This window comes from Nonomuraea sp. NPDC052129 (assembly GCF_040680095.1).
Lineage (GTDB): Bacteria > Actinomycetota > Actinomycetes > Streptosporangiales > Streptosporangiaceae > Nonomuraea.
On sequence record NZ_JBFAVX010000006.1, the window covers coordinates 183475 to 197134 of the forward strand.

The window sequence follows — 13660 nt, forward strand, 5'->3', positions numbered from 1 at the left end:
TACTGGGCTCCCGGGCCCGTCCCGGGTCCAACCCCCCGCCCGGTTGGGGTGCCCCGACTCGACGGACCGACGGCCCTGCACCTGGCTGTGTGGACGAAGTCACGCTCCGTCACGGACGCAGGATCCGACGATGTCAGAGACGGCCAACCGGCCAAGTCCCGTGCTGGACTGCGCAGCAAACTACCGACTCCACCTCAGATGTCAACCGTGTCCCGATCAGCAGAAACATCAAGTTTCCGCAGGTAGGACATGCTTGCGTTGTCGCATTAAAGCGATCTAATGCCCATTTGTCGGCCCGGACGCGCGGCTTGGCAAGCCGCCCAGCGCCCCCGAAAGGAGGGCTGACAGCGGCCGCTCGTGGACGACGCCGAGCCGCTGGGTGGCCCGGGTGAGAGCGACATATAGGTCACTCAGGCCGCGCGGCGACTGCGAGGCTATCAGGTCCGGCTCGGCCACGATGACCGAATCGAACTCCAGCCCCTTCGCATCGGTCACACCGAGCACGGCCACGGGGGCGTCGAGCGCCGCGGTGCCCCGGGTGGCGCGGGCGGAGACCACGGCGGCCCCCTCCACCGCGTCGGAGATCACCTTGCCGAGCTCGCCGAGCAGCGCGTCGGGGACCACCACGGCGACCTTGCCGCCCTCCCCGACCTCGGCCTTGACCAGCTCCGGCAACTGCGACAGCGGCGCCGACCAGGGCTCGGCACCGGTGTCGCGGACCGAGGCGGGCGCCTCGAGCGCCGGGTCGATGGTGGCCAGCACGCGGGCGGCCACCTCCATGAGCTCCACCGGCGTGCGGTAGTTGACGGTGAGCCGCTCCTGGCGCCAGCGCCCCGCCACGTAGGGGTCGAGCACCTGGTTCCACGAGCGGGCCCCGGCCATCGAGCCGGTCTGCGCGATGTCGCCGACGATCGTCATCGACCGGGTGGGCACCCGCCGCATGATCACCCGCCAGGCCATGGCCGACAGCTCCTGCGCCTCGTCCACGATCACGTGACCGTAGGCCCAGGCGCGGTCGGCGGCGGCCCGCTCGGCGGTGGTGAGGTAGGGACCCTCGCCGCGCTGGCGTTCGGCCAGGCGCTCGGCCTCCATGACGTCGGACAGGCCCGTCAGTTCGAGCACCTCGCGGGCGTAGGCGAGCTCGGCCTCGCGCTCGTGCTCGGCCGCCTGCCGGGCCGCGGCGAGCTCCTCCTCGGCCTGCAGGGCGCTGGCGCGCAGCACCTGCTCGTCGATCTCGCCGAGCAACTCGGCCGCCTCGTCGAGCAGCGGCACGTCGGACTCGGTCCACTCTCCTCCCTCACGCCGCAGCAGCGCGCGCTCCTGCGGCGTCAGGGCCGCGGCGGCGTAGTCGAGCCGCTCCGGCGCGCCGTACAGGCCGAGGAGAAGGCGCTGCGGGGTCAGGTACGGCCAGAGCCTGTTCAGGGCGGTCTTGACCGGCTGCTCGGTACGCAGCTCCTCACGCAGGTCGGCCAGCTCGTCGTCGTCGATGAGGCCCTTGCCGAGCTTCTTGGCCGCCTGCCTGGCCAGGGCGTTGAGCAGGGACCTGACGAACACCGCGCGCGCCTGGTTGTGCGCGCGGCGCGAGCGGGTGGCCTTGTTCTTGGCCGATTCGAGCATGTTGCGGTCGATGGTGAGGGTGTAGCGGCCCAGGTTCAGCTCCACGGGCTTGCGGGGCACCCGCTGACGGTCGCGTACGGCCCGCGCGATCACCTCGGCCATACGGAGGTCGCCCTTGATCGCGGCCACCTCCGGCCGGTCCCTGGCGGTGGCCGTCAGGCCGGGATAGAGCTCGCCGACCGTCGACAGCAGCACGTCGGTCTCGCCCAGCGAGGGCAATACCTGCTCGATGTAGCGCAGGAAGGTGAGGTTGGGGCCGAGGATCAGCACACCGCGGCGTTCGAGGCGCTCCCTGTGGGTGTAGAGGAGGTACGCGGCGCGGTGCAGGGCCACGACGGTCTTACCGGTGCCGGGACCGCCCTGGACGACCAGCACGCCGTTGAGGTCGGCGCGGATGACGCGGTCCTGCTCGGCCTGGATGGTGGCGACGATGTCGCGCATCCGGCCGGTGCGCCGCTCGTCGAGGGCGGCCAGCAGCGCGGCCTCGCCGTTGAGCGTGGCGCGGTCCTCGTCGGTCAGCGTGTCGAAGTCGAGCAGGTCGTCGTCGACGCCGATGACCGCGCGGCCCTTGGTCTGCAGGTGCCGCCTCCTGGTGAGGCCCATGGGCGCGGCCGGGGTGGCGCGGTAGAACGGCTGGGCCACGGGCGCGCGCCAGTCGATGAGCAGCCGCTCCTGCTCGTCGTCGGTGATGCCGAGCTTGCCGATGTAGAGCCTGCCCTCGTCGACGTGATCGAGCCGGCCGAACACCAGCCCGCGCTCCACCGCCCAGAGCCGGGCCAGCCTGGAGGCGTACATGCCGGCGAACGTGTCACGCTCCGACCTGTTCTGCAGCGTTCCGACGGCGCCGGTGCCGAGCACCTCCTTCAGCTGGCTCTGGGTGCGTTCACGCAACGCGTCGAGGCGGGCATAGAGGCGGGCGACGTACTCCTGCTCCCTTGCGAGCTCTGTTTGACGAGTTGCCGCCTGACCATTATTGTTGTTAATGGGACACTCCGGGCCATTCTGCTTGTTGTTACAACAAACGACGACATTAGCATGCCTGTTGAGGCACTCCCATCTTCCCGCGCGACATCCCGGCCCGCATCCGGTCACGGCTTGGTTTCACCCCTTGACCGAAACCCTCCGGGCCTCTTAGGTTCGCATCAAGTTAGGAAAGTTTCCTAACTTCGGGTCAAGGGGTGGAAGTTGAGCGGTCCGGTACCAGGTACTCCCAGTCTGCTCCGCGCCATCAATGATCGCGCGGCATTGCAGGCCCTCCTGGAGCGCGGCCCGCTGACCCGCCCCGAGATCGGTACCCTGACCGGCCTGTCGAAGCCGACGGCCTCGCAGCTGCTGTCCCGCCTCCAGGAGGCGGGACTGGTGGTGCTCGACGGCATCAGGGAGGGACTGCCCGGCCGTACCGCGGAGGTCTACCGGATCAACCCGGCGGCGGCCTACGTGGGCGCGCTGGACGTCACCCCCGCCCGGATCGAGGCCAGGGTCGCCGACATCACCGGCACGACCGTGGGCTCGTACACGCTGCCCACCCCGCGCCGGCCGGGCGGCGAGCTGGTCGCCAGGTTGCGCGCGGCGCTCGACGGCGCGGGCTCCCCCGGCCCACTGCGCCGGGTGGTGATCGGCGTGCAGGCGGCGATCGACCCGTCCACCGGCCGGCTCGGCTACGCCACCGCCAAGGACATGCCGGGCTGGCAGATCGGCGACCTGGTGCCGACGCTCGCCAAGGGGCTCGGCGTGCCGGTGTCGGTGGAGAACAACGTCAACCTGGTCGCGCTGGCCGAGATGGCGCACGGAGCCGCCCGCGGCGACTCCGACTTCGTGCTGCTGTGGGCCGACGAGGGCATCGGCTCGGCCATCGTGCTGGGCGGGCGGATGCACCGGGGCGCCACCGGCGGCGCCGGCGAGGTCGGCTACATGCCGACCCCGGGCGCGCCGACGGCCCGCGAGGCGGGACGCTACGCCAACCACGGCTACCAGGCGCTCACCGGCGGCCCCGCCGTGCTGAAACTCCTGCGCTCGTACGGCGTGCGCGGCACGGACTTCCGCCAGGCCATCGTGAACGCGGTGCGCGCGGCGGACGACCACCAGACGGGCCAGAAGGCCGACGACGCGAGGGCGGGGCTGCGCGACATCGCCGCGCGGCTGGCGGTGGGCCTGGCCGCCATCACCTCCGTCATCGATCCCGGGCTCATCGTGCTGACCGGCGGCGTGGTGCTGTCGGGCGGCGAACCCCTGCGCGAGCTGGTCGAGCACGAGCTGCACGCGCTGACCATCCCGCGGCCCCGGCTGCGCCTGTCGTCCGTCGAAGGCAACCCCGTCCTCGCCGGCGCGCTCGACCTCGCCCTCGACCTCGTCCGCGACGAGGTCTTCGGCTCCACGGTCCCGACTCCCTGAGTTCAACGACAAGAGCCACACAACCACATGAGTAACGTCATGAGGAGGCACCCCCCGTGCGCTTCGTCCCCTTGGCGGCCGCAGGGCTCGCCGTCCTGACTCTGGCCGCGTGTACCGCGGGCAAAGAGGGCGGTCCCGCTCTCGGCTCCCAGTCCAAGCCCAGCGGCACCGCGCCGACCGCGCTGCCGGCCGCCTCCATCGAGCTGTGGCACGGGTTCTCGGCGGACTCGGAGGTGAAGGCGTTCACCGACGCCATCGCCGGGTTCAACAAGAAGTATCCGCAGATCAAGGTCAAGCTGGTCAAGGGCGTACAGGACGAGCAGATCACCCAGGCCGTACGCGGTGGCCGCCCGCCGGACGTGGCCTCGTCCTTCACCACAGACTCGGTGGCGACCTGGTGCAAGAGCGGCGTGTTCCAGGACCTCAACCCGGTGATCAAGCAGGACGGCGTCGACCTGTCGGGCCTGCCGCCGGTCGTGAACGACTACACGCAGTACGAGGGCAAGCGGTGCGTGATGCCGCTGCTGACCGACGCGTACGGCCTCTACTACAACAAGGCCCTGATGAAGGGCAAGCAGCCGCCCAAGACGCTGTCGGAGCTGACCAAGCTGGCCAAGGAGCTCACGGTCCGCAACCCCGACGGCACCATCAAGGTCGCCGGGTTCATCCCGAGCGGCCAGTACTACGAGAACACCGCGGGTCACTGGGGCGCGATGGTCGGCGCCAAGTGGACCAACCCCGACGGCACCTCGGCGATCGGCTCCGACCCCGCCTGGAAGACCCTGCTGAACTGGCAGAAGGAGCTCGTCGACTGGTACGGCTACGCCAACCTGGACAAGTTCCGCAAGAGCCTGGGTGACGAGTTCTCCGGCAAGCACCCCTTCTACCAGGGCAAGGTCGCCATGGGCATCGACGGCGAGTGGCGGGTGGCCATGATCGCCAACGAGGCGCCGAAGCTCGACTACGGCACCGCCCCCATGCCGGTCGACGACGCCAAGCCCGACCTGTACGGCAGCGGCTTCACCGCGGGCACCGTGATCGGCGTGCCGAAGGGCGCCAAGAACCCCGAGGCCGCATGGGCGCTGGTGAAGTACCTGACCACCGACACCGACGCGCTGGTCACGCTGGCCAACGCGATCCGCAACGTGCCGACCACCAAGGCCGCGCTGCAGTCGCCCGCGCTGAAGAAGGATGAGCACTTCCAGACCTTCCTCGACATCTTCGCCAACCCGAAGACGAGCACGATCCCGGCGCACGTCAACAGCGTGTTCAACCAGGAGGCGCTGCAGGGGTTCGTCACCTCGTGGGAGAAGGGTTCGGTCAAGGACCTGGACGCGGGGCTGAAGGGCGTGGACAAGACCATCGACGCCAAGTTCAAGCTGTCGGGCGGCTGAGGTGGCGGGCGTACCGCTCAGGCGCCGGGAGGGGTTCCGTGCCCTGCTGTGGCTGTCGCCGTGGCTGGTGGGGTTCGGGGTGTTCTTCGCCTATCCGCTGCTGGCGACCGTCTACTTCTCCTTCTTCAACTACGACCTGTTCTCGCTGAAGTTCAACGGCTTGGCCAACTACCGCTACTTCCTGCAGGACGAGCGGGCCTGGCTCTCGATCGGGAACACGGCCTGGCTGGTGGTCGTCATGGTGCCCGCCCAGGTGCTGTTCGCCCTGGGCGTGGCGCAGCTGGTCACCAAGCTGAAGGCGGGCGTGGGGTTCTTCCGTACGGTGTTCTACCTGCCGTCGCTGGTGCCGGTGACGGCGGGGACGGTGGCGTTCGTCTTCCTGCTGAACCCGGCCACCGGGCCGGTCAACCGGATCCTCGCGCTGGTGGGGATCTCCGGGCCCGACTGGTTCGGCGACAAGGACTGGTCGAAGCCGGGGCTGACCTTGCTGGCCATGTGGGGCGTCGGCAACGTCATGGTGATCTTCCTGGCGGCGCTGCTGGACGTGCCCAAGCATCTGTACGAGGCGGCGGCCATCGACGGCGCCGGGGCGTGGCGGCAGTTCCGCAGCATCACGCTGCCGACGATCCGTCCCGTGCTGATGTTCTCGGCGGTGACGGGGGTCATCTACACGCTGCAGTACTTCACCCAGGCGATGATCGCCTCCCGGGTCGCGGCGGGGGTCACCGACGCGCCGGGCACCTCGTTCGTGCCCGGCTATCCGGAGATGTCGACGCTGACGCTGCCGCAGTGGCTGTTCCAGACGGGCTTTCGCGACTACGCGATGGGCTACGCCTGCGTGCTGGCGCTGGTGCTGTTCGCGGCGTCGATGGTGTTCACGCTGATCCTGCTGCGCCAGTTCCGCGGGTTCGAGGAGGTGGCCGAATGACCGCCACGCTGGTGGCGCCCCCCACGCGGGCCGCCGGGCGGCGCGCCCGGGAGCGGCGTGGCCGTACCAGGAGGGTGCTGTACTGGATCGCCACGCACGCGGCGGCCGTCGCACTGGGGATCGCGTTCATCGGGCCGCTGGTCTTCGTCCTGCTGACGGCGGTGATGAGCGACAACCAGACGCTCACCGACGAGTTGTGGCCGCACAGCTGGAACTGGGGCAACTTCGGCGAGGTGTTCGCCAAGTCGCCGATCCTGCTGTGGCTGCGCAACACGATGATCTACGCGGTGACCGGCACGGTGTTCACGCTGGTGTCGTCGATCCCGGTGGCCTACGCGCTGGCCCGCTTCCGCTTTCCCGGGCGCAGGCTGGCGTTCCTGCTGGTCATCACCATGATGATGCTGCCGCCCCAGGTGGTCGCGGTGCCGATCTACCTGATCTGGGCGCGGCTGGACCTGACCGGGACGCTGCTGCCGCTGATCCTTCCGATGCTGCTCGGGGACGCGTTCTCGATCTTCCTGCTGCGGCAGTTCCTGCTCTCGATCCCGCGCGAGTACACCGACGCGGCGCGGGTGGACGGCTGCACCGACTTCAGGACGCTCATCCGGGTGATCCTGCCGATGGCCCGGCCGGGCATCGCGGCGGTGGCGCTGTTCCAGTTCTTCTATTGCTGGAACGATTACTACGGGCCGCTGCTGTACGCCTCCACCAACCTCGACAGCTGGACCCTGTCGGTGGGGCTGGCCTCGTTCAAGGCGCTGCACAGCGTGCAGTGGAACCTGACCATGGCGGCGACGCTGCTCGTCATGGCACCGGTGATCATCGTGTTCTTCTTCGCCCAGAAGGTCTTCATCGAGGGCGTGACATTGACGGGAGTGAAGGGTTGAAACTGGCCGTGGTGGGGGGCGGCTCGACGTACACGCCCGAGCTGATCGACGGGTTCGCGCGGCTCCGCGACGAGCTGCCGGTCTCGGAAATCGCACTCATAGATCCCGATTTATCGCGACTTGAGGTGGTTTCTGGGATGGCGCGCCGCATGCTGGCACATGCCGGGCATCCGGCCCGGGTGCTGGCCACCTCGTCCGTCGAGGAGGGGGTCTCGGGGGCCCAGGTCGTCCTGTTCCAGCTGCGTGTGGGCGGGCAGGCGGCGCGCGACGTGGACGAGACGCTGCCGCTGCGCTGCGGCTGCGTGGGGCAGGAGACGACCGGCGCGGGCGGGCTGGCCAAGGCGCTGCGCACGGTGCCGGTCGTGCTGGAGATCGCCGAGAAGGTGCGTACGCACGCGCCGGATGCGTGGATCGTCGACTTCACCAACCCGGTCGGCATCGTCACCCGCGCGCTCCTGGACGCCGGGCACCGGGCGATCGGGCTGTGCAACGTGGCGATCGGCTTCCAGCGCCACGTCGCCGACCTGCTGGGCGTGCCGCCGTCGCGGATCTCGCTCGGCCACGTGGGGCTCAACCACCTGACCTGGGAACGGGCCGTGTACCTGGACGGCGAGGACGTGCTGCCGTCGCTGCTCGCCGAGCACGCGGAGTCGCTGGCCGACGGCCTGGGGCGCCCCGAACTGCTCCGCCGGCTCGGTGTGGTGCCGTCGTACTATTTACGCTATTTCTACGATCATGACGCGGTCGTGGAGGAGCAGCGGGCCAAGCCGTCGCGCGCGGCCGAGGTCGCGGCGATGGAGGCGAAGCTGCTGGAGATGTACGCCGACCCGTCGGTCGTCGAGAAGCCGGCGCTGCTGGGCGAGCGCGGCGGCGCCTACTACTCCGAGGCGGCGGTCGCGCTGATCGCCTCGCTGCTCGGCGACCGCCCCGGCACTCATGTGGTGAACGTCCGCAACCACGGCACCCTGCCCTTCCTGGCCGACGAGACGGTGATCGAGGTGCCCGCGCACGTCACCGCCGCCGGGGCCGCGCCGCTGCCGGTGCCGCCGGTCGAGCCGCTGTTCGCGGGGCTGATCGCGCACGTGTCCGCCTATGAGACGCTCGCCCTCGAGGCGGCCCGGCACGGCGGCGCGGACCGCGTGCGTAACGCCCTGCTGGCCCATCCCCTGATCGGGCAGGACGCGACCGCGGAGGAGCTGACCGGCCTGCTGCTGGAGGCCAACCACGCCTACCTGCCATGGACGACTCGCTATGGCCAGGTGAGGTAGTGGAGCACCGCAAGCTCGTCCTCGCGGTCGACGGCGGCAACAGCAAGACCGACGTGGCGCTGGTCACGGAGGACGGCGACGTGCTGGCCACCGGCCGCGCGGGCCCGTTCGCGCCGCAGAGCGACGGCGTTCCGGCGGCGCTGGACGCGGTGGAGGAGGCGGTACGGCAGGCGCTCGCGCAACTGCCGCCGGACGGCGCCCTCGGCCCGGACGGCTCGCCGGACCGCTCCTCTGGACGCTCCCCGGACCGTTCCTCTGAGCGCTCGCCGGACCCCTCCCCGGACCGCTCCCCCGACCGGCCCGTGGTCGTGGGCCGGTTCGATCATGTGGCGGCCTATCTGGCGGGGGCCGATCTGCCGGTCGAGGAGGAGGCCCTGGCCCGCGAGTTCGCCCGCCGGGGCTTCGGCCCGGACATCTCCGTCCGCAACGACACCTTCGCCCTGCTCCGGGCGGGCGCCTCGAACTCCTGGGGCGTGGCCGTGGTGTGCGGTGCGGGCATCAACGCGGTCGGCGTCTCCCCCACCGGCGAGGTGGCCCGCTTCCCCGCCCTCGGACGCCTCAGCGGCGACTGGGGCGGCGGCCAGGGCGTCGCCGAGGAGGCGCTGTGGCACGCCGCCCGCGCCGAGGACGGTCGCGGGCCGGCGACCGCGCTGGCGGAGCTGTGCACGCGGCACTTCGGCGTACGCACGGTCGAGGAGCTGATCCTGGAGCTCCACTTCGGCCGCCTGGACGAAGGCCGCCTGCACGAGCTCACGCCGGGCGTCTTCGCCACGGCCGCGGCGGGCGACCCGATCGCCAGATCACTGGTGGAACGCCAGGCGGAGGAGATCACCGTGCTGGCCGAGGTCTGCCTGCGCCGCCTGGACCTGCTGGAGACGCCCACGGAGGTGGTGCTGGGCGGCGGCATCCTCCGGGCCCGCGACCCGCTCCTCACGGCCCTCCTGGACGCCTCCTTCGCCGCCAGGGCGCCGCGGGCCAAGCTCGTGGTCGCCGATGTCCCGCCGATCGTCGGCGCCGCTCTCAACGGCCTGGAGCACCTGGGCGCGACGGACCTGGCCAAGACCCGCCTGCGCGCCCGCTACGAACAGACCTGACGGGCCTTCGGGGGGCGCCTGGGGGCGGGCCTTGGCGGCGACGGACTCGCGGTGACGGACCCTGGCGAGGTCAGGACGCGGGAACCGGGCCGCCCGTGAGGAGCGTCTCGACGCGGGTGCGGACCTCCGGGGTGTCGAGGCCGCGGACCGTGAGGGTGGTGCGGCGCCGTACGACGTCGTCGACCGTCGCCGCCCACTCGTGGTCGCGCGCGTAGACCGCCTGCGCCCAGATGTCCGGCCCGTCCGGATGGATCCGCTCGCCCAATGCGGGCGTGTCGCGGATGAGCCTGGCCAGGTCGAACGCGATCGAGCCGTAGTGGGAGGCGAGATGGCGGGCCACCAACGGGTCCATCCGGGTGCCCGGCTCGCGGTCGGTCCACAGGCGCATCGCGACCGCGTCCGGGCTGGCCAGGCCGGGCAGCGGCATGGCGGGCAGGATGGCCGCGAGGTCGTCGCCGAGCGGGTGGCCCGGCAGGTGGGCGAGCATGTCGAGGACAAGCTTGCCGATGTGCCGGTAGGTGGTCCACTTGCCGCCCGCCACCGACAGCATGCCGCCCTTGCCCCGGCTGAGCACCGTCTCCCGCTTGGCCGACGACACGCCGCCGGGGCCGCCCGGCAGCACGCGCAGCCCGGCGAAGGCGTAGGTGATGTCCTCGCGCCGCAGTTGCGACTCGCGTACGGCGTGCCCGGCCTCGTCGAGGATCTGGGCCACGTCGGCGTCGGTGGCGCGCACGTCGGCGGGGTCGCCCTCGTAGGCCTCGTCGGTGGTGCCGAGCAGCAGGTGATCCTCCCACGGGATGGCGAAGGACACGCGGTATTTGTCGATCGGGGTGGTCAGAGCCGCCTTCCACGGCTCGTGGCGGCGCATGACCAGATGGGCGCCCTTCGACAGGCGGATGCTCGGCGCCGCCCCGGGGTCCTCCATCCGGCGAAGGTGGTCCACCCATGGGCCGGTGGCGTTCAGCACGAGGCCGGCCCCGATGCCGATCTCCGTACCGTCGAGCCGGTCGCGCAGCTCCGCCCCCGAGACGGTGCCGCCGCTCTCGCGCAGGCCGACGACCTCGGCGTGGTTGAGCACGACCGCGCCCGCGTCGACGGCCGCGCGCACGGTCATCACCGCGACGCGGCTGTCGTTCATCTGGTGGTCGCCGTAGACGGCGGCGGCGCGCAGCCCCTCGGAGCGGAGCGCGGGCACCCTGGCCAGCGCCTGGTGCGGAGTGATGACCCGGCCGAGCCCGTCGCCGAACACCGACAGCGCCGAATAGAGGAACACCCCCGCGCCCAGCTTGGCGGCGCCGTGCGGGCCGCCCCGGTAGACCGGCACCACGAAGGAGAGCGGCTTGACCAGGTGGGGGGCGATGTCGCCGGCCAGCGCCCGGCGTTCGCGGTGGTTCTCGGCGACCAGCTTGACGTTGCCCGTCTGCAGGTAGCGCAGGCCGCCGTGGACGAGCTTGGAGGAGGCGCTGGAGGTGGCCCCGGCGAAGTCGCCGCCGTCGACCATGGCGACCCGCAGGCCCGCCTGGGCGGCCATCCAGGTGACGGAGGTCCCGAGGATGCCGCCGCCGATGACCAGCAGGTCGTAGGTGCCCCTGGACAGCTCCTCGCGGGTCTCGGCGCGGGAGGCGGTCGTGGTCATGGCGTGCTCCAGTCGAGGCTTCGGTCGATGGCCTTGCGCCAGTTGCGGTATTCGCGGTCGCGGACGTCCTGGCCGATCTTCGGCCGCCATTCGGCCGCCTTGTGCCAGTTGGCCCGCAGGCTGTCGGTATCGGGCCAGTAGCCGGTGGCCAGCCCGGCCGCGTAGGCGGCGCCCAGGCAGGTGGTCTCCGACACCATCGGGCGTACGACCGGCACCGCGAGCACATCGGCCAGGATCTGCATGAGCAGGTTGTTGGCGGTCATGCCGCCGTCGGCGCGCAGTGAGGTGAGCGCGAGCCCGGCGTCGGCGTTCATCGCGTCGACCACCTCGCGCGTCTGCCAGGCGGTCGCCTCCAGCACGGCCCGCGCGATGTGCCCCTTGGTGACGAACCCGGTCAGCCCGGCGATGACCCCGCGCGCGTCGGAGCGCCAGTGCGGGGCGAACAGGCCGGAGAACGCCGGGACGAAGTAGCAGCCGCCGTTGTCCTCGACGGTGCCCGCCAGGGTCTCGATCTCGGCGGCGCTGGAGATCAGGCCGAGGTTGTCGCGCAGCCACTGCACGAGCGAGCCGGTGACGGCGATCGAGCCCTCCAGCGCGTACGTGGCGGGGGCGTCGCCGATCTGGTAGCCGACGGTGGTGAGCAGGCCGTGCTTGGAGGCGACGGGCTCAATGCCGGTGTTCATCAGCAGGAAGCTGCCGGAGCCGTAGGTGCTCTTGGTCTCGCCCGGCCCGAAGCACGTCTGGCCGAACAGCGCCGCCTGCTGGTCCCCCAGCGCCGCCGCCACCGGCACGCCGTCGCCGGTGGTGCCGTAGACCTCGGCGGAGGGGCGGATCTCCGGCAGCATCGCGCGCGGCACGCCGAGCGCGGCGAGCAGCTCGTCGTCCCAGCTCAGGGTGCGGAGGTTCATCAGCATCGTACGGCTGGCGTTGGTGACGTCGGTGACGTGGCGACCGGTGAGCCGCCAGATCAGCCAGCTGTCGACGGTGCCGAACAGCACGTCGCCGCGCTCGGCCCGCTCCCGCAGCCCGGGGGTCTCGTCGAGCAGCCACCGGATCTTCGGCCCGGCGAAGTAGGTGGCCAGCGGCAGCCCGGCCCGCTCGCGGAAGAGCTGCTCGTGCTCGGACAGGGACCGGACCAGGGCGTCGGTACGGGTGTCCTGCCAGACGATCGCGTTGGCCACGGGCCGCCCGGTGTGGCGGTCCCACAGGACGGTGGTCTCGCGCTGGTTGGTGATGCCGAGGGCGACGAGCTGGCCGAAGTCGATGCCGCTGCCGGTGACGGCCTCGGCCACCACGCCCTGGACGGCCTCCCAGATCTCGGCGGCGTCGTGCTCGACCCAGCCGGGCCGGGGGAAGATCTGCCGGTGCTCCCGCTGCGCCACCGAGACGATCCGGCCGGCCTGGTCGAACACCATGCACCTGCTCGACGTGGTGCCCTGGTCGATGGCGGCGACGTAATGCGGTCCAGGCACGGCTTCCTCACTTCGATGTGTTCGGCATTACCGAACGGTTGCCAAATCCTAGCTGTGGTCGGGCCGGGCGTGTCAACACATCACCGGCTCAGGTCGCGGGTGATGGCGCGGGCGGCGTCGCGGACGTAGGAGACGATCGTGATGCTCGGCTCGCCACCCTCGGCCAGCCGCTCGACCGCGCCTCTGACGCCGATGGCGCCGACGGTGACGCCGCGCGCGTCCCGGATCGGAGCGGCTATGGAGACCTCGCCCTCGACCAGCTCCTCCACGTCGCAGGCCCAGCCACGGCCGCGCACCAGCTCCAGCTCCTTGGCCAGGTCGTCGGCGCGGGTGAGGGTCCTGGGCGTGAAGGCGGCCAACCCCTCGACGACGGGCTCGCCGCCGGGCGCTGTGGCGGACGCCGTACTGGATGATGCCGTGGGTTCCGGGGCGGACGGCGCGTGGAATGCCGCGCCCGCGTCGCCGTACGGGTCGTAGGCCAGGAGGACCTTGCCCAGCGCGGTCGCGTGCGCGGGCAGCAGCGTGCCGACCTGCAGGACCTGCATGCTGTCGTCGGGCCTGAACACATGGTGGACCACCAGGACGCCGCCCTCGTGCGCGGTGCCGATCCACACGCTCTCCCTGCTGCGCCCGGCCAGCGCGTCGGCCCAGTTGAGCGAGCGGGTGCGCAGCACGTTGACGTCGAGGTAGCTGCTGCCCAGGTGCAACAGCGTGCCGCCGAGCCGGTAGCGGCCCGTGGCTTCATCCTGCTCGACGAAGCCGACATGGACGAGCGTGCGCAGGATGCCGTGCAGGGTGCCCTTGGGCAGGCCCATCGCGCGGGCCAGCTCGGCCACGCCCAGCTCGCGCGGGCCGGAGGCGAGCAGCCTCAGTATGCCGGCGGCCCGTTCGACGGACTGGATGGTCTCTCCCACGCCCCACACCGTAGCGCAGTTCGGTAATGCCGAACAGATCCCGCTAGCTGCGGCGGCCC

10 protein-coding genes are annotated in these 13660 nt (G+C 71.2%); 6 read left to right on the forward strand and 4 right to left on the reverse strand.

The genetic code is table 11. From position 1 onward, the window contains the following. Positions 1-276: 276 nt before the first annotated feature. The gene (locus tag AB0L53_RS16835; protein WP_363994072.1) at positions 277-2508 is read right to left on the reverse strand and encodes an ATP-binding domain-containing protein; all 2232 of its coding nucleotides are present in this window, start codon (positions 2506-2508) and stop codon (positions 277-279) included. 294 nt (positions 2509-2802) lie between these two features. On the opposite strand from AB0L53_RS16835, the gene AB0L53_RS16840 reads away from it, so the two are divergent. From AB0L53_RS16840 to AB0L53_RS16865, 6 genes are read left to right on the forward strand one after another with little or no spacing between them, the layout of a single operon-like run. Further along, on the forward strand, positions 2803-4008 hold the full coding sequence (locus tag AB0L53_RS16840) for an ROK family transcriptional regulator (RefSeq protein ID WP_363994075.1): 1206 nt from the start codon (positions 2803-2805) through the stop codon (positions 4006-4008). A gap of 56 nt (positions 4009-4064) precedes the next feature. Beyond that, entirely contained in the window at positions 4065-5402 is a 1338-nt protein-coding gene (locus AB0L53_RS16845; protein WP_363994078.1) for an ABC transporter substrate-binding protein, read from the forward strand. 1 nt (position 5403) lies between these two features. Beyond that, the gene (locus AB0L53_RS16850; protein WP_363994081.1) at positions 5404-6330 is read left to right on the forward strand and encodes a sugar ABC transporter permease; all 927 of its coding nucleotides are present in this window, start codon (positions 5404-5406) and stop codon (positions 6328-6330) included. Beyond that, positions 6327-7217, forward strand: coding sequence for a carbohydrate ABC transporter permease (locus AB0L53_RS16855; protein WP_363994084.1), 891 nt, complete (start codon positions 6327-6329; stop codon positions 7215-7217). The genes AB0L53_RS16850 and AB0L53_RS16855 overlap by 4 nt, the downstream gene beginning before the upstream one ends. Next, entirely contained in the window at positions 7214-8485 is a 1272-nt protein-coding gene (locus AB0L53_RS16860) for a 6-phospho-beta-glucosidase (protein WP_363994087.1), read from the forward strand. The genes AB0L53_RS16855 and AB0L53_RS16860 overlap by 4 nt, the downstream gene beginning before the upstream one ends. Further along, a complete protein-coding gene (locus tag AB0L53_RS16865; protein WP_363994090.1) occupies positions 8485-9579 on the forward strand; it encodes a BadF/BadG/BcrA/BcrD ATPase family protein in 1095 nt (364 codons plus the stop codon). The genes AB0L53_RS16860 and AB0L53_RS16865 overlap by 1 nt, the downstream gene beginning before the upstream one ends. A 70-nt stretch (positions 9580-9649) precedes the next feature. Here the strand turns inward: AB0L53_RS16865 and AB0L53_RS16870 are convergent, their stop codons facing one another. From AB0L53_RS16870 to AB0L53_RS16880, 3 genes are all read right to left on the reverse strand, one after another. Then, positions 9650-11215 carry a glycerol-3-phosphate dehydrogenase/oxidase gene (locus tag AB0L53_RS16870; protein ID WP_363994092.1) on the reverse strand — a complete coding sequence of 522 codons (1566 nt, stop codon included), beginning with the start codon at positions 11213-11215 and terminating at the stop codon, positions 9650-9652. Next, complete coding sequence (gene glpK / locus AB0L53_RS16875) at positions 11212-12687, reverse strand: glycerol kinase GlpK (protein ID WP_363994095.1); 1476 nt, start codon at positions 12685-12687, stop codon at positions 11212-11214. The genes AB0L53_RS16870 and glpK overlap by 4 nt, the downstream gene beginning before the upstream one ends. Before the next feature lie 80 nt (positions 12688-12767). Continuing rightward, complete coding sequence (locus AB0L53_RS16880) at positions 12768-13601, reverse strand: IclR family transcriptional regulator (protein WP_363994098.1); 834 nt, start codon at positions 13599-13601, stop codon at positions 12768-12770. Positions 13602-13660: the final 59 nt, after the last annotated feature.

What these genes read in the sequence shown, in the direction of transcription:
- AB0L53_RS16855 (WP_363994084.1), top strand. Translation starts at nt 6,327, where the DNA reads ATGACCGCCACGCTGGTGGCGCCCCCCACGCGGGCCGCCGGGCGGCGC.
- AB0L53_RS16870 (WP_363994092.1), bottom strand. Translation starts at nt 11,215, where the DNA reads ATGACCACGACCGCCTCCCGCGCCGAGACCCGCGAGGAGCTGTCCAGG.